General features: G+C 39.8%; 13 protein-coding genes. 4 read left to right on the forward strand and 9 right to left on the reverse strand.

Going from position 1 to position 15,665, the window contains the following annotated elements; genetic code table 11:
• The 3 genes from BCG07_RS08095 to BCG07_RS08105 form a co-directional block, all read right to left on the reverse strand.
• On the reverse strand, positions 1-1,056 hold a 1,056-nt coding region (locus BCG07_RS08095), incomplete at its 3' end, for a DUF21 domain-containing protein (RefSeq protein ID WP_286889725.1).
• Between the two features lie 21 nt (positions 1,057-1,077).
• Complete coding sequence (locus BCG07_RS08100; protein ID WP_058430165.1) at positions 1,078-2,430, reverse strand: magnesium transporter; 1,353 nt, start codon at positions 2,428-2,430, stop codon at positions 1,078-1,080.
• A 259-nt stretch (positions 2,431-2,689) separates the two neighbouring features.
• Positions 2,690-3,172 (reverse strand): winged helix-turn-helix transcriptional regulator, encoded by a 483-nt coding sequence (locus BCG07_RS08105; RefSeq protein ID WP_033035753.1) that lies wholly within the window; start codon positions 3,170-3,172, stop codon positions 2,690-2,692.
• A gap of 168 nt (positions 3,173-3,340) precedes the next feature.
• Between BCG07_RS08105 and putA the strand changes: the two genes are divergently transcribed.
• Both putA and BCG07_RS08115 read left to right on the forward strand, forming a co-directional pair.
• A complete protein-coding gene (gene putA, locus BCG07_RS08110; protein WP_243531418.1) occupies positions 3,341-7,144 on the forward strand; it encodes a bifunctional proline dehydrogenase/L-glutamate gamma-semialdehyde dehydrogenase PutA in 3,804 nt (1,267 codons plus the stop codon).
• Positions 7,145-7,262: 118 nt separating this feature from the next.
• A complete protein-coding gene (locus BCG07_RS08115; RefSeq protein WP_010556978.1) occupies positions 7,263-8,456 on the forward strand; it encodes a cyclic di-GMP phosphodiesterase in 1,194 nt (397 codons plus the stop codon).
• A 46-nt stretch (positions 8,457-8,502) separates the two neighbouring features.
• Here BCG07_RS08115 and BCG07_RS08120 read toward each other — a convergent pair whose 3' ends face one another.
• From BCG07_RS08120 to BCG07_RS08145, 6 genes are all read right to left on the reverse strand, one after another.
• Entirely contained in the window at positions 8,503-9,525 is a 1,023-nt protein-coding gene (locus BCG07_RS08120) for a general secretion pathway protein GspB (RefSeq protein WP_243531421.1), read from the reverse strand.
• 11 nt (positions 9,526-9,536) lie between these two features.
• Positions 9,537-10,454 (reverse strand): ExeA family protein, encoded by a 918-nt coding sequence (locus BCG07_RS08125; protein ID WP_010556976.1) that lies wholly within the window; start codon positions 10,452-10,454, stop codon positions 9,537-9,539.
• A 172-nt stretch (positions 10,455-10,626) separates the two neighbouring features.
• Positions 10,627-11,142 carry an Lcl C-terminal domain-containing protein gene (locus BCG07_RS08130; protein ID WP_006791527.1) on the reverse strand — a complete coding sequence of 172 codons (516 nt, stop codon included), beginning with the start codon at positions 11,140-11,142 and terminating at the stop codon, positions 10,627-10,629.
• Positions 11,143-11,151: 9 nt separating this feature from the next.
• Positions 11,152-12,807 carry an Lcl C-terminal domain-containing protein gene (locus BCG07_RS08135; protein WP_243531422.1) on the reverse strand — a complete coding sequence of 552 codons (1,656 nt, stop codon included), beginning with the start codon at positions 12,805-12,807 and terminating at the stop codon, positions 11,152-11,154.
• A 67-nt stretch (positions 12,808-12,874) separates the two neighbouring features.
• Positions 12,875-13,207 carry a hypothetical protein gene (locus BCG07_RS08140; RefSeq protein ID WP_039037724.1) on the reverse strand — a complete coding sequence of 111 codons (333 nt, stop codon included), beginning with the start codon at positions 13,205-13,207 and terminating at the stop codon, positions 12,875-12,877.
• 22 nt (positions 13,208-13,229) lie between these two features.
• On the reverse strand, positions 13,230-13,937 hold the full coding sequence (locus BCG07_RS08145; protein ID WP_243531424.1) for a DUF2982 domain-containing protein: 708 nt from the start codon (positions 13,935-13,937) through the stop codon (positions 13,230-13,232).
• Positions 13,938-14,184: 247 nt separating this feature from the next.
• Here BCG07_RS08145 and BCG07_RS08150 point away from each other — a divergent pair, with 247 nt between their 5' ends.
• Positions 14,185-15,237 carry an efflux RND transporter periplasmic adaptor subunit gene (locus tag BCG07_RS08150; protein WP_006791531.1) on the forward strand — a complete coding sequence of 351 codons (1,053 nt, stop codon included), beginning with the start codon at positions 14,185-14,187 and terminating at the stop codon, positions 15,235-15,237.
• A 3-nt stretch (positions 15,238-15,240) separates the two neighbouring features.
• Positions 15,241-15,665, forward strand: a 425-nt coding sequence (locus BCG07_RS08155) for an efflux RND transporter permease subunit (protein ID WP_286889732.1), incomplete at its 3' end; no start/stop codon positions are given.

Below are 15,665 nucleotides of genomic sequence, written 5' to 3' on the forward strand. Positions count from 1 at the left end.
CAGCGGCTGTACTTCTTTATTTTCGTTCATCTCTAACTTTGGCGCATTCATTCCCTTTAATAAACGACCGAATATATCAGCACCAGTAATAATACGCTTCTCATCACCCCATACCAGCACAACGTCGTGATCAATAGCACCATCAAACGATTTATCGAGCGAATGATTTGCGCGTATTTTTAAAATAACCTCACTTAAACGCAGTGTTTCATCCGTTACAATAATAGGTCTGTGGCAAAAATGGTAAGGGTCAAAAATATCTGGCTCAAATAATGCTGATCGTAAAAAACCATCTGCATCAACCACTAATAACGGCCACCCATCGTTGTTAGTCAAAATTACCCAGTTATAGCCCGATTTGTGTAATTTACGTAAAAACTCATTATCGGCTGATAATGTCAGTTCAGGAAAAATAGGTAAATCAAGTTTAGTAGGTAAAGAGATTATAGAATCTGGATCAATTATTTCCCCTTCTTTAGTTACACTGATTTCGTCTAAGCTAAAAAAGTTAAGTGCACCAATACCTTCAACATGTTGCACATCAGCTTCTTCTGCCTCAATGTGTTTACGTATTATTCCTCTAAGCTCGCTTTCAGCAAAATAGGTAATACCTTCTTTGCCCAGCCATGCATCAAGTACCAAGGCCGTTGGTTTAGCAACAACATAAAACAAAACTTGATAAAACTTTATTAATGGCGAAAGCATACTCGCCATTTTTAATGCATTACGAGAAAAATAAGCTTGAGGTGTTATCTCACCGATTATCGTAATCGCAATCGTTGAGAATAAAAACGAGCTAGCGCCCATTAATACAGAATCAGAGAGCAACGTGAGTAAAACGTTAATACCCACGTTACCCCACAAAATGGTTGCTAGTAAAAAGTTAGAGTCGTTACGAAGTGCCATAACCTTAATTGCCGCTTCGTTTCTTTTTGAACTTTCCATTTCAAGCTGTAATCGGCTTAAAGAAAAGAACGCCAAATTCAAGCCCGAAAATATTGCCGATTGCGAAATACACAGAGCAATAGCACACCAAATCATGACATCAAACGTCATTTTATTTTCCTGTTAAAAAGTTTATAGCAGCAACAAACTGCCTAAACCTAAAAAGGTCACAAACCCAACAATGTCGGTAACCGTTGTTAAAATAACAGAGCCAGATAACGCTGGATCTATTTTCATTTTGTCTAAAATCGATGGTATTACAACGCCCGCGAGCGAGGCCGCTACTAAGTTTAATAAAATAGCGACTGTAATCGTTACACTTAACATCAAATCGTTAAACCATAAGTAGGTGAGTAAACCAATTACAAATGCCCACACTAAACCGTTAACAGCCCCGACTCTTAGTTCTTTTTTAAGTAACGCATTGCGGTTTGAATCAGTCACCTGCCCCAAAGCCAAACCACGCACGATAACGGTTAATGTTTGACTACCCGCAATTCCTCCCATTGAGGCTACAACCGGCATAAGCACCGCTAAAGCAACCACTTGTTCTATAGTGGCGCCAAATAGACCAATGAACCACGATGCTAAAAATGCAGTGGCCAAGTTTATACCTAGCCAAATACCACGGTTTTTGGCACTTTTTCGTACACTGGCAAATAAATCTTCGTCCTCTCGTAAACCACCCGCCTTTGCGGTGGCTTCATCGGTTATTTCTTGGCGAAGTTCGTAAGCAGAGGCAATTGTTAATCGCCCTAATAATTTATTATCTGAATTTACAACCGGCATAGCCATTTGCTCAGAGTGAATCACCACTTCAGCAGCTTCATATAAATCATCGTCTGCATGCAATGATGAAAAATCATGATTTGCCAGTGTCATTAAATTATCGTTATCGTGTGCTTTAATAACATCGTTAATGGCCACTTCACCAATCAAACTGCCTTTGCGGGTCACTAAATAAATGACTTCACTGTATTGCGGTACACCTTTAAATAAAAGCTTTTTTGCGCCACCAGCGGTTAACTTGTCAGACACCTTTAATATATCAAAACCTAGCCAGTGACCGAGTTGTTCTGGTGGGTATTGCTGTGCTAAATCGTACTGCTTGGTTTGCGCTTCATCTAATTGCTTTTTTGCATAGTCGACAAACCGCTCAGGTATAACTTCTTCTAATTCGAGTAGCTCTTCTACATTTACTTCATCAAGTAATTTAAATGCATCACTGTCATCAAGTGTTTGCAGTAACCATAAACAACTGTCAGGGCTTAAATTTACAAAAATTTCATGCTGTGTATCTTCGTCAAGCAATTGCCAAATTTCGAGTCGCTGCTCTTTGGGTATTGCTTCAAACAATAAAGATAGATGCTCTGTAGAAAGTGTGCTTTGTGCGTCGATCAACAGTTTATTCTTACGTTCTGTGGTGTCGCATTGCAGTAAGTCGTTTATGAGTTGTGGAAGCTGATCTACCGGATACTCAATCATTAAAAAAACCTTAAAATTAAAAAGCACATTATTTACAGTTTACCTTCTCAATTAAAAATTGCAGAAAAAACGGTACTTTAATTAAAGATGTGCATGCTATTTTGCGCATTGTATGGGCAAAACAAAGGCAGTACTATTTATTTTTATATAAATTAAAAGTATGAAATTAAAGTATTAGAAAATAAAAAGGGAAAGAAGTTGGGCAACTATGAATACTAAAGCATACAGGCATTATTTTGTATGCTTTAAATATGTGGGATTAAATTTCGATTAATAACCCTTTGTCTTTTTTTACTTTTTCAATAACCATATAAGTATGGTGTGTGCCTACACCGGGGATATCAACTAAGTCACCCAACACTTGCCTGTACTCTTCCATGTTAGATACACGTATTTTTAATAAGTAGTCGTAACCGCCTGCAACCATGTCACATTCTACAACTTGTTCCATTTTTAATATGTGTTCTTTAAATACTTTAAATACAGCAGTATTTGAGGTAACCAACGACACTTGAACATGAGCCACTAAGCTTTGGTTTAACTTAGCTTCGCTTAATTTAGCATAATAACCCTCAATATAGCCTTCTTGCTCTAATCGCTTTACGCGATCAAGGCATGGGCTTGGGCTTAAATTAACTTGTTTTGCTAAGTTAACGTTAGAAATTCTGCCGTTTTTTTGCAAAACGTCTAAAATTGCTAAATCAATGCGATCTAGCATGCGTAATCTATTTGGATTTGTCATACAGAATTTTATGCGGATAAGTTAAATTTATGCCCTGTAAATTATCGTAAATCGACAAATTTAACCAGCATATTCTGCTGAATTTTATTTAGAATGCACTCTCAATATCACTGGTATTTTATTGGTAATTAAATTTACTTTAAATCTTAACACTGCTAAGGGTTGCTTATGTTATTCAACGGCGATTTAACAACTGACTGTCCTATAAGACAAAAAATCCGTGACTTTTACCGCATAGACGAAAATGCGGTTATCGATCATATTTTACCGCTTGCAGAAGTAGGCGTTAAAGCACGAAGCCGTGCTTGGGAAAGAGCCCGCCAAATTGTTTTAAACATTCGTAAAGAACAAGATGGTCAAGGCGGTGTAGATGCGCTACTGAATGAATTCTCGCTTTCAAGTGAAGAAGGCGTAGTGTTAATGTGTTTAGCCGAAGCGCTGCTTCGTGTACCAGACAAAGAAACCCAAGAAGCCCTTATTCGCGACAAGTTAGCAAAAGGTGATTGGAGCTCTCATTTAGGCAGTAGCGACTCTTTATTTGTAAATGCATCATCTTGGGGCTTATTAGTAACCGGTAAAATGGTTAACTACACAGATAAAACCAAAGACCAACAGTTTGGTATGCTTAAAAAGACCATTGGTCGTTTAGGTGAGCCTGTTATTCGTAAGTCTGTAAACTTTGCAATGAAAATTATGGGCAAGCAATTCGTTATGGGTCGTACCATAAACGAAGCAATTGAACGTGCTGCCGACACAGAGCAAAAAGGCTATGTATATTCTTACGATATGCTAGGCGAAGGTGCGCGCACAAGTAAAGATGCTAAACGCTACTTTGACAGCTACATGAATGCCATTCACTCAATTGGTAAAGCGGCAAATGGCCGTGGTCCCATTAAAAGCCCTGGTATTTCTGTAAAGCTTTCGGCTATTCATCCTCGCTATGAATTTACGCATAAAGACCGAGTAATGGCTGAAATTGTACCAAAGCTAAAAGAGCTTGCTCTGGCTGCAAAACAGTACGACATTGGTTTTACCGTTGATGCAGAAGAAGCTGACCGTTTAGATATTTCACTGGATATTATCGAAGCCGTATTTAGCGATAAAGATTTAGATGGCTGGCAAGGGTTTGGCTTAGCTGTTCAAGCGTATCAAAAACGTGCGATTTTTGTTATTGAGTGGCTAACAGAGCTTGCTACGCGTGTAGGTCGTAAACTAATGGTGCGCTTAGTTAAAGGCGCATATTGGGATACTGAAATTAAAACTACACAGCAAGATGGTTTAGATCACTACCCTGTATTTACCCGAAAAGCGACAACCGACGTATCATATAAAGCATGTGCAATTAAAATGCTAGAAGCACGTGATGTGCTATACCCACAATTTGCAACCCACAATGCATACACTGCAGCAACTATTCTAGAAGTGGCTAAAGGCGATAACACAGGGTTTGAATTCCAACGCTTACACGGGATGGGTGAATCGTTATTTGACCAAATTGTAAATGCAGAAAAAATTCAGTGTCGTGTATACGCTCCCGTTGGCCAACACGAAGACCTATTAGCCTATCTTGTTAGACGTTTACTAGAAAATGGTGCAAATTCATCGTTTGTAAATGCCATAGTTGATACCTCTAAACCGGTAGAAACACTGCTGCCAGATCCGGTAGAAACGCTGCAAGGGCTTCGCAACAAATACAATACGCAAATTAAAATGCCAATTGATTTATACGGCGAAGAACGCGCTAACTCTAAAGGCATGGACTTAACCGATATAAACGTGATTACCCCGTTTAAAGAAAACCTAGACAACTGGTTTAACGAGCACCTAATAGATCAAAGCCAAGTCCCTGATGGATCACTTGCTGTTAAAAACCCAGCAAACCATAAAGAAATTATCGGCCATGTAAAACTACAAAGCGGCGATGAGATGAAAACACTACTTGCTAATGCAGAAGCAGCGTTTGAGTCATGGTCGCAAACCCCTGTAAAAGACCGCGCTAATTTATTACGCCGAATTGCTGACATTTTAGAACGTCATCACGACGAGCTCGTTGCTATTTGTATCAAAGAAGCGGGTAAAGTAGCACAAGATGGCATAGACGAAGTACGTGAAGCAGTCGACTTTTGTCGTTACTACGCAGCACGAGCCGAAGAACTCTCAGAAGATGAGCGCTTTGAAGCACGGGGTGTAATTCTGTGTATTAGTCCATGGAACTTCCCACTCGCTATATTCTTAGGGCAAGTGGCTGCTGCCATTGTGACGGGTAATACTGTTATTGCCAAACCGGCTGAACAAACAAGCTTAATTGCATTGCGTACAATTGAACTTATGCTATCTGTGGGTTTACCAGAGCACGTCGTGCAACCTGTTATTGCACGCGGTAGTGAAGTGGGTAAAACAATTGTTCCTGATGAACGTATTCAAGCAGTTATGTTTACAGGTTCAACTGAAACCGGCACATTAATTTCTCAAACGCTTGCAGCAAGAAACGACATACAAGTGCCATTAATCGCCGAAACAGGTGGTCAAAACTGTATGATTGTTGACTCTACAGCACTGCCTGAGCAAGTAGTTGATGATGTTATAAGTTCGGGTTTCCAAAGCGCTGGTCAACGTTGTTCAGCACTGCGAGTATTGTTTATCCAAGAAGACGTAGCCGACGGCATCATTGAAATGCTTAAAGGTGCTTTGGCCGAATTACATATTGGCGATCCATCATTGTTATCTACCGATGTAGGACCTGTAATCGACGAAAAAGCACTTAAAAACTTAACCGAACATGTTGAGTACTTAAAAGGCAACGCAACACTTCATTACGAATGTAAAATTCCGGATAACAGCGAAAATGGTGCGTACTTCTTTGCACCACGTCTTTACGAAATAAAAGACCTTTCTGTACTTAAGCGCGAAGTATTTGGTCCATGTGTTCATATTATTCGCTTCAAAGCGAATCAACTTGATGACGTAATCGATCAAATAAACAATACAGGTTACGGCTTAACAATGGGTGTACATTCACGTATTGAAGAGCGTTGCGAGTACCTTGCTAAAATGTCTCGTGCTGGCAATGTATACGTAAACCGTAATATGATTGGCGCAATTGTTGGTGTGCAGCCATTTGGTGGCCGAGGCCTATCGGGTACAGGCCCTAAAGCCGGTGGCCCTAACTACCTACAGCGTTTGGTGAAAGAAAAAGCATCGCCAGAAAACGTACAAATGACAAACCTAACGCCAGATGAGCTTGATTTACACCACTACAGCGGTGCAAATGCCCAAGTAGAAAAGCTAATGGCTAATTCAATGCGCGATGAAAAAATTTGGCGAGCAACCCCGCTAAATGACCGTGTATCTGCTGTTCGTCAGCTACTAGCCAAAATTGCTACGGTAGAAATTATTGATGACCTTGCTGACGATTTAGCTTTAACGCTAGCCGATGCGCGTGCACAGCTAAACCGCCTTGAAAAGCATATGCGTAAATTTACAACGTTGCCTGGGCCAACGGGTGAGTCTAACACGCTTCATTTAGAAGCTCGCGGCTGTGTTGTTTGTTATGCAGATAAGAGTACCTCTTTTAACTTTTGGGCGTTGTCTATTATCACTGCATTAGCTGCGGGTAATACGGTAATTACAGTTGCCTCTGAAATGTTTTACGAAGAAGCCGAAGCATTCAGAGAGAAGTTTATTGCTACAGGTGTTGCTGAAGGGGTATTCCAAGTAGCTAAACCTAATCAGTTACAAGCTATTTTGGCCCACCCTCATTTAGCAGGCGCAGTTGTTGCAGCGCGTTCGTCTCGTTTAGGTTACTTCAGCCAGCAACTTGCACAACGTAAGGGCGCTATATTACCGGTGATCAGTTCTGAATATTACGACACATTAATCAAGCGTCTTATTACTGAAAAAACAATTAGTGTAGATACAACGGCGTCAGGTGGTAATACATCCTTGATGACCTTAGTTGAAGATGATGATTAATTAAGCTAATACTAATTACTTATAATGTTTATTAAAGGCACCTTTTGGTGCCTTTTTTCTATTTAAAGTACGTAAAGTTTGCTATTTTCAATATAGATTTATTAGTTAAGTAGTTAAATTGAAAAAGCTCCCTGTTTCTAAATTACTCCCTGGTATGTTTGTGCAAAGCGTCACAAAACAAACGGGCAGAGTAAAAATAAAAAGCCAAGGCTGGGTAAAAACCCAAACGAGTATTGATAAGCTTATTAAGGCGGGTATTTTAGAGGTCGAAATTGACCCAGATAAAACACTCACCGAAACAGTGCCTGAAAAAGAACAAACCAAAACACCTGCCACAAAAATAAAACGCGATCCTTGGCAAAAAACGCATAGTGCAGCTCAAGAAATGAATAAAGCTAAAAAGCTTTATGACGAAGCTAAAACGCTGCAAATAAAAGCATTTAAAGATATAAAGTCCGGCCTGAACATTGATATTGCTCCATTTAAAGAGCTTGCTAGCGGTTTTATGGATTCAGTTTTTAGAAACCAAGACGCCCTAGCCTGCCTCACGCAAATGCGCCAAAAAGATGCATACTTACTAGAGCACTCTATAAACGTATCTATCTTAATGGGTATTTTTGCAAAACACCTTAATATTGAAAAAGACATTATTGTAGAGCTCACCACAGGTGCGCTGCTGCATGATATCGGTAAAATAAAAACGCCAGATGAAGTCCTCAATAAGCCTGGGCGCTTAACCGAAGCCGAATTTGAAATAATGAAGCAGCATGCGGTTTACTCTAAACAAATTTTGGAAGAGTCAGGTTTAACTGGTATTGCTGTAGATATTGCAGGCATGCACCATGAACGCATAGACGGAACTGGTTACCCTTTTGGTAAAAAAGGAAATGAAATAAGCCAGTATGTTCGCATGGCTTCTATTGTAGATGTATACGACGCCCTAACAGCAGAGCGAGTTTATAAATCGGGCATGGAACCCATTAAGGCATTTAAAATATTAAAAGAAGGCTGCCCAAATAGCTTTGACGGCGAATTACTAACTAAGTTTATTCAGTGTATTGGAATTCACCCTGTGGGCACATTAGTAAAGCTTTCAAGCCAAAAAGTCGGGCTTGTGACAGAAAGTAATCCCGCGATGCCATTAAAGCCGATTGTTAAAACCTTTTATAGTGCAAAGCACAGCCGTTATACAGAAGTGCTCGATATTGATTTGTCGAACAAGCGAATTGAAGACTCACTCGAAACAACCGTAAAAGCCGGCGACTTCAACATTGATTTAGAGCGTTTTTACAAAAACTCCGTATTACCTTAAATAGTCAAAATAAGCTCAATGTTACTCATTGAGCTTATACTTTTTGTTACTCTGGCCAATCCTGCAAGGCTTTTAAACTAAACTCGTAACCGTCAAAATCTATTACGCTTTGCTCAGGTGTAATTTCTTTTACCATTAATGCACCAATACTATCACCTTCGTGAAGCTCTCGCCCATTTAGCTTTATCCAGCGTTTATCTGCACTTGATGAATAAATATGTGCTTGATACTTTATCCTAGGTAGCATTGCTTGTAGGCCATCTGGTAACAATTCGATAGGCTCTACCCGAGATGACGATTTAGAGGCCTGAGTTACCTCATAATCTTGGTTTTTATCGACATCTTGCACTGCCTGCGCAAACGCATTTTTAAGTGTAGTTGGCACAGCATCAAGCTCAGGGTCACTTTTAGGTTCAGCTTGCGTTACACCACTAATTGGCTTACCCAACACTTTATATTTACTCATATCAATAGTTGCTGACGACGTACTTTGAGTTTGTTCAAAACCGCCTTGGTTATAAGTTAACTGTGTATTTGAATTAAGTTGACCTTGGTTTGGCTGATTATAATTTTGCGTATTTACAAGCGAAGGTTGATTAAAAGTTTGTTGGATGCCACTAGCTGCACCTGTTGATGGCATTGGAATATACTGCCCAGTTGGTGTTAACAACATTTGCTGAATACCCGTGGGTGTTTGCACGTGCACTAACTGCCCTTCAATAGTTGCGGTGTTGCTTGGCGCTTTTTCAGGTTTAGGCTTTACATTCACCTCAGCTTGTTCAGTGGCAGGTAATGCTGCTGTCTGTAACTCAGTCGTTACTTGTTCATTACTTTGAGTGCTAACTACATTTGAGGGTTCAACAGAACCAGGTGATTGGACCCATTTACCAAAAGTAAATCCGGCCGCCACCGTTACAAAGGCAGCCAAGCTGCCCCCCAAAACAAAGGCGATACGGCGGTAGCGAGCGAGTGCTTGTTGCTGTTTTAACTGCTCCGACTGTAAATCGTATTGCTCGGCGCTCATATCAGCTTGTTGAGATTGCTTTAATGCATCTAATAAATAAGACATAAATCACCTAACTATAAAATAAAGGAAAGCCCAATACCTGCGGCAAACAAAGCGCCGAAAGCAAAGCAATAAATTAAAATCGATGGCGACTGCTCAGGCTTATTCGTTGTTGCAACAAAGTCAGAAGGTAGTGATTCTTGCGCAGATTGTTTAACAATTTCAGCATCTACAACAAGTTGCTGCTTCGAAAAAGTACCCACTAAAGCTCGTTCACACACTAGGTTCATCAAGCGAGGTATACCGCCTGTCATTTTATGAACCATCTGCATTGCATCCATCGAAAACAATCCTTTATCGCACCCAGCAATGTGTAACCGGTGCTTGATATACGCCACTGTTTGGCCTTGTGTTAAAGGTAATAAGTGATAACGCGCGGTGATCCGTTGAGCAAGCTGCCTTAACTCATTACGTTTTAATAAATCTTGAAGTTCTGGCTGACCTACAAGCACGATTTGCAATAGCTTTTTGTGGTCGGTTTCTATATTAGTTAATAAACGAAGTTGCTCTAGCACATTGGGGGCAAGTAGCTGCGCCTCGTCAATAATTAAAATAGTATGGCCACCCGCCTTGTTATTACTCTCTAAGTGTTTTTTTATTATATCGGTTAAACTTTTAAGCGTCGCATTTTGTGCGTCATAACTAATTTTCAATTCATCGCAAATACTGGCTAACAACTCAAGTTCTGACAGCGCAGGATTATGAATCATCGCTACTTGTGTATTTTCAGGTAATTGCTCTAGCATGCTGCGGGTGATTGTTGTTTTTCCGGTGCCTACTTCGCCCGTTAGTAATACAAAACCACCGTCTTCACCCAATCCATAGGTTAAGTGTGCTAAGGCTTCTTTATGGCGCTCGCTTAAAAATAAATAATGAGGGTTAGGCGAAATCGAAAAAGGTTTTTCGTTCAGGCCAAAATAGCTTAAATACACCGTGATGTTCCTTCGTAATTAAATCACCGCCTATAATGGCAAAAAAACGCGCACAGTAACATCGTTGTAAGCGCTTTATTGTTGAAATAAAGTAAATTTATGTAAAACCAAAAAAGCGCAACTACCGGAGTCACCTCCAATAACTGCGCTTTTAATCAAACTTATTTGGTCTTTATTTTTCGTAGCGAACTAGGCGTAAATAAACATCACTGGTTTTAGGACGTAAACTATTTAGCCCGCTGTCAAACTGATACACCCAGGCCGAACTCATACTGCTAACACCCGATGTGCTAGACCAATAGTTTTGAGATTTAGTGCCTAAAAAAACAACTTCATTTATGCTTGGCTCTGTACAACTGTGCTCTAAAATACTGGCTAGCTCTTTAATATTAGGCACCTGCCAATCATCATAATTTGCAGTTGTATCGTTAGTCGCGCCTCGTAAAGCTTCTTGCCACGTCACTGCAGGCGTAGACCCTTCGCACAGTAATGTTTCTGTATTATAGGTTTGAGAATAACTACAACGCTGCCACATTAGGCCAGTTTCAGTGTCAGATACTGTACCATCGGCATTAACGGTAAACCTATCGGTTGGGGTTGTTGTGTCAGCACCGCCATAACATGTTTGCGCAGCTACATTAAAACTAAAGCCAAAAACTATAAACGTATTTAATAATTTTAATTTCATAACACTCTCCTATCGGCTTCTGACTAAACGAACATACGCGTTGTTTTCTTTTGGATAGGCAAGGTCATTACCATTGCTCATATCAATAATATAAGCTTGCGATAAACTGGTGCCATCTGCTGCAGTTTGAGATGTCCAATAAGGTAAATTAACATTATCAATAGCACCCGCTTCTGGCATATTTGGAAAGAAAGCTAAGTCAATTAAAACGCTTTTCCCTTGTTTACCATAATCTATTAACCCCAAAAGCTCTGTGTAAGTTGGTACCCGCCAATTTGTTCCTCCACAAAAATCGATAGCATTAACTTCATTTATATAGGTTTGTAGGCCACAGCTTGTGTCGTTAGGGCATGTTGTATTTGCTGTGCTGTCTGCATCGGTAGTTGTGTCGCCAATGTCCCAATAATAGCTGTTTTGTGCATCCCGTAACGTTGTGTTTGGTAAAGAACCAGACGAAGGTGATTTAACTTCCCAAACAAGCCCTGTTACGTTGTCACGAATACAGCTAAAGTCTTCACTTGAGTCATCAACTTCATCGGCAAACTGATTAAGTTTTGTATAATCAAACGCGAGATTACCTATGCCTGCTTTATCTATGCGGTTAGCAAAGCTATCTCGACCGAGCTCTGCGTCTTGCTCAGGAAAGTCGTCACTGCCACAATTTATGCGCTGCGTATTGTTGTAACATTCTCCCATACCACTATCGTTTATCAGGCCAAGCGCCTTTGGCGTTATATCAATAAACACCGTATCTGTATCGGTTCGTCCTTTCGAATCGGTAACGGTTACTTCAAAGCTAACTGTGGTGTTGGTGTCCACATCGGAGGCAAAAAAGCTAGATACACACTGTTGGCTATTGCTGAGTGTTTCGGCATTTCCGGTTAATTGTTGCCACTCACACTGGTATGTATCAGTAACTGTTTCACTATTGCTTGCATCTAATGTTACCTCGTCAAATTCTTCAACATTTTGATCATCCCCTGCATTTGCCGCAACTAATTCATTGGTTTTATTAAGGCTCATCGTGAATTGAGTACTGGCTTCGCCACCCTCATCGTCTGTAACCGTTAAACGCCAAAGCAATGTCGTGTTTGCTTCTAATAAAGGGTGAGTAAAACTTAATGTTGAACCATCAAAGCTGGAAATATCTAAGTCAGGGCCTGATATTAGTTCCCAAAAATAGCTATTCACCATCCCATTTTCATCCGGATCACTAGAATCAACACCGCTCAGTATAACGGTATCTTGGTATACAGAAGGGAGTGTATCTGGTGCTGTTTGTGTTATTACAGCAATAGGGAGCTGGTTATTAGAACTAACCGAAATTAAAAGGTCGTCACTTACTGTGCTATTGCCAGTGCTTTGATAACTGACCCTTAGTACAATTTCACTGTCTGCTTTAACATCAGGTGCCGTAAGTGTTTGCTCTGCGCCTTCAAGTGGAAAGCCGTCTATACTTGGCCCGCTTACTTGCTGCCACGTAAATGTACCGTCAGCAGGTGAGCCTTGGGCGGTAATGGTAAAATCAATTTTTTCGATTACTTGTATGTCCGGACCAGCATTCACAGAGGATTCAATATTTGTGGTACTGTCACCACCGCCGCCACCGCCGCATGCTGTAATAAAAATGCAGGAAAAAAGAGGGATTAACGCTAACGCTTTCATTCGTAGCACCTTGTGTGTCAAATAATTACCATGAGGTAATCACAAGCAAAAAAGGTGCCACTAAAGCTTACATGTAGGCGTCTTGATGGATACGAACGAACAATTTAGTGCCAACTTTGCTGTAATCAACTTTATATTCACGACCATCTAACGACTGAATAAATACTAACTGTTTTTCTTCACCAAATACTTCAGCGCTGCTTATATATACCATTTCTAGGTAACGGTCTTTTGCGTCGCGTCTATTTTTTGGTAGCTCCTCTTTAAACGGCTCTAATCCGTTTTGAGTCACTTTAATTCGTGGCTGATTTTCAGCGTTAACAATCACTAAATCAAGTTTTTTGTCTTTATGTATTATGGTATTACGACCACTTTTTAAAAAGGCTCTTTCTTGGCTCATTGTCTTTTCCTACAGTCGCAGTTTAATCTTTAAGCTGCGACGCTATAAACTGATGTGGCTCGCGCTTCCACTTATTTAAATTAGCGCTAAAAGCCCAAATATCTGTATCTAGTACACTGGCAGGTAGTAATAAATCATACCCTGTTAGCAGCTTGAGGTGCTTAGTTCTGTTTGCAAACATTGCTATTAAACCATTATAGCTAATTCCGCGCGCAGATCGATGTTGTGTATCTTCTACTAACCATTCTGATGGGCAATTGCCATTTTTGCAATGATTTTGAACAACCTGCATAAAAAAATGTCGTTGTTCTATAAGTAATTTACCCGCAATTCTAGGAGTTATACTCATTAAAAACTCATCAATATCATTTAGCTTTAGCCCAACCGCGTTTAGCTCTAAATGCTCTGAGCCTTTTTCTACTTTTGGAACACCGCAAGAATGAAAGTTTTTATAAGATAAACACCAGCCCCCATATTTATGCCTATATTCAATAGCAGACTCGCTCAAAATTAAGCTGTAATAAGGTTCTTGGGTTTTTAAAAAACCCACAAAAATAGCTCCAAGGCAGGCACTGACCAAAAAAATTTCAACAATGCTAATAGTGCCTGATCTTAGTAAATTAAATGCCATAATAAATACTAAGCCAATAGCGCCTACTATTAATATTTCAATACCATTGCGTGCACCTTTCGCACGGTAATTAATAAGCTTTTTAGTATGTTTATCCATATTGATAAAAAACCATATAAAATATAAACATAATAATAGCCCATAAAATCACTTTCCTGGCTGTCATACAGGCCTTGCAAGATGTTTTAAAATTCATATATTTATCGCTTTAATTAAACAAAAACCGGTACATATATTTAATATTACTTATTTTTACGCTTAACGCACAAAATTATGAGACACATAACAGACTTTATCCGGTCTTATTTCGTACAATACTTATAATTAATTTTCAGGTATGAAAACGATGTACTCTAGACAATCAGGCAAAGCTCTTTTTCCATTCATTATTACACTACTTTTAATATTTAGTGTTTATTTATACTTACCCTCTAGCCATGGCGAACAAGCTAATTTTTCTAACATGTCTACACAGGTTTCTGCACATACAGTCACTTCGCAAGAAAACGCTGTAATGATAGAAGCAATTGGTAGCGCACGCGCAAATCAAGCTATTTATATCAAAAGCGCACAAAACGACTACGTTACCGACATATTTTTCAAAGATGGTGACTTAGTGAGTAAAGGTCAAAAACTTGTGCAACTGCAAAGCAGACAAGAAGAATTGGCCGTTGAAGAACTCAGTATCAATTTACAAGAAGAAAAGCGTCAGCTTAACCGCCTTACAGAACTTTCACGTACACAGTCTACAGCTAAATCGCTTTTAGAAGAGCAGTTATCTGTTGTAGACGCAACCAAGTCACAATTAGAAAGTGCTAAAACAACGTTAAGCGAAATGACCATTCGCGCACCTTTTTCAGGTTTATTAGGAAAACGCGAAATATCTGTAGGCGCTTATGTTAATAATGCAACCATACTCACTACCCTTGATGATATTAGTATTATAAAAGTAGACTTTAAAGTTCCTGAAAAATATTTAGCGCAACTAGCCATTGGCATGAAAGTATTAACGCAAAACGACGCTTACCCTGGCCAAACATTTACAGGCAAGGTCACGCATATTAGTTCGCGAATCGACGCCGTTACACGCAGCATTGAAGTAACCGCTAGTTTTGCCAATAAGTCTGGCTTATTACGCCCTGGCATGCTCCTAAATACCGCACTTGAGTTAAGTACAAGCCAAGCACTTATGGTGCCAGAAAAAGCCGTTATACCACTGCAAGATAAACACTACGTGTTTAAAATTACAGATGGCGTAGCCAACAAAATAGAAGTACATGTTGCAAGCAGAAATAACGGTTGGGTAGCTATTGATGAAGGCTTAACCGATGGCCAGCAAATTATTACTGAAGGGCTGATTAAAATTCGCTCGGGCAGTAAAGTTAGCGTTAAGGGGTAATACGTGAAAATTACCGACACTAGCGTTAAACGCCCCGTTTTTGCGATTGTAATTAACTTATTGCTACTAACCTTTGGTTTAGTAGCATTTAGTATGTTACCGCTACGCGAATACCCTGACATTGAAACTCCGATTGTAAATATTAGCACCTCATATACCGGGGCATCAGCGGAGATAATCGAAACTAAAATAACCCAAGTTATCGAAAACCGTATATCGGGTATTGAGGGTATTAAAAGTATTAATTCGTCGAGCCGTAATGGTCGCTCAAACATTACTATTGAATTTAATATTAGCCGCGATATAGATGCAGCATCTAACGATGTACGTGAACGTGTTGCACGTGCACTCGACAGCCTACCTGAGCAAGTTCGTCCGCCTGAGGTATCTAAATCAAACAGTGATGAAAGCCCTATTGCATGGTTTGT

The sequence above is a fragment of the Pseudoalteromonas sp. ESRF-bin5 genome (genome assembly GCF_002632075.1).
Lineage (GTDB): Bacteria > Pseudomonadota > Gammaproteobacteria > Enterobacterales > Alteromonadaceae > Pseudoalteromonas > Pseudoalteromonas marina.

Excerpts from the sequence above, each read along its gene's own strand:
- BCG07_RS08100 (WP_058430165.1), bottom strand. The coding sequence starts at position 2,430 with ATGATTGAGTATCCGGTAGATCAGCTTCCACAACTCATAAACGACTTA.
- BCG07_RS08105 (WP_033035753.1), bottom strand. The coding sequence starts at position 3,172 with ATGACAAATCCAAATAGATTACGCATGCTAGATCGCATTGATTTAGCA.
- putA (WP_243531418.1), top strand. The coding sequence starts at position 3,341 with ATGTTATTCAACGGCGATTTAACAACTGACTGTCCTATAAGACAAAAA.
- BCG07_RS08120 (WP_243531421.1), bottom strand. The coding sequence starts at position 9,525 with ATGTCTTATTTATTAGATGCATTAAAGCAATCTCAACAAGCTGATATG.
- BCG07_RS08130 (WP_006791527.1), bottom strand. The coding sequence starts at position 11,142 with ATGAAATTAAAATTATTAAATACGTTTATAGTTTTTGGCTTTAGTTTT.
- BCG07_RS08135 (WP_243531422.1), bottom strand. The coding sequence starts at position 12,807 with ATGAAAGCGTTAGCGTTAATCCCTCTTTTTTCCTGCATTTTTATTACA.
- BCG07_RS08140 (WP_039037724.1), bottom strand. The coding sequence starts at position 13,207 with ATGAGCCAAGAAAGAGCCTTTTTAAAAAGTGGTCGTAATACCATAATA.
- BCG07_RS08145 (WP_243531424.1), bottom strand. The coding sequence starts at position 13,937 with ATGGATAAACATACTAAAAAGCTTATTAATTACCGTGCGAAAGGTGCA.
- BCG07_RS08150 (WP_006791531.1), top strand. The coding sequence starts at position 14,185 with ATGTACTCTAGACAATCAGGCAAAGCTCTTTTTCCATTCATTATTACA.